We start from the raw sequence: 347 nt of genomic DNA on the forward strand, positions 1-347 counted from the left end.
TGACTCCGTCATGCATAGGTTCAAATCCTATATCCCCAGCCATTTACTATGAGTCATTAGCTCAGTTGGTAGAGCACCTGACTTTTAATCAGGGTGTCGAAGGTTCGAATCCTTCATGACTCACTTTTACTACATGCGCGTGTGGCGGAATTGGCAGACGCACTAGACTTAGGATCTAGCGTCTTTGACGTGGGGGTTCAAGTCCCTCCACGCGCATCCCTTATTTTGCGGAAGTGGCTCAGCGGTAGAGCATCGCCTTGCCAAGGCGAGGGTCGCGGGTTCGATTCCCGTCTTCCGCTCCAATATTTGCGCCCTTAGCTCAGCTGGATAGAGCGTTTGACTACGAA

At 51.3% G+C, this 347-nt stretch carries 3 tRNA genes; all 3 read left to right on the plus strand.

The annotated features are described in order from the left end of the window. Positions 1-50 precede the first annotated feature (50 nt). The 3 genes from M3629_RS28190 to M3629_RS28200 all read left to right on the plus strand — a co-directional run bounded on the left by M3629_RS28190 (position 51) and on the right by M3629_RS28200 (position 302). Positions 51-123 (plus strand) — tRNA-Lys (locus M3629_RS28190). A gap of 12 nt (positions 124-135) precedes the next feature. Next, positions 136-216, plus strand: a tRNA-Leu gene (locus M3629_RS28195). 11 nt (positions 217-227) lie between these two features. Further along, positions 228-302: transfer RNA gene (locus M3629_RS28200), tRNA-Gly, on the plus strand. Positions 303-347: the final 45 nt, after the last annotated feature.

The organism is Paenibacillus polysaccharolyticus (assembly GCF_023714295.1).
Lineage (GTDB): Bacteria > Bacillota > Bacilli > Paenibacillales > Paenibacillaceae > Paenibacillus > Paenibacillus polysaccharolyticus_A.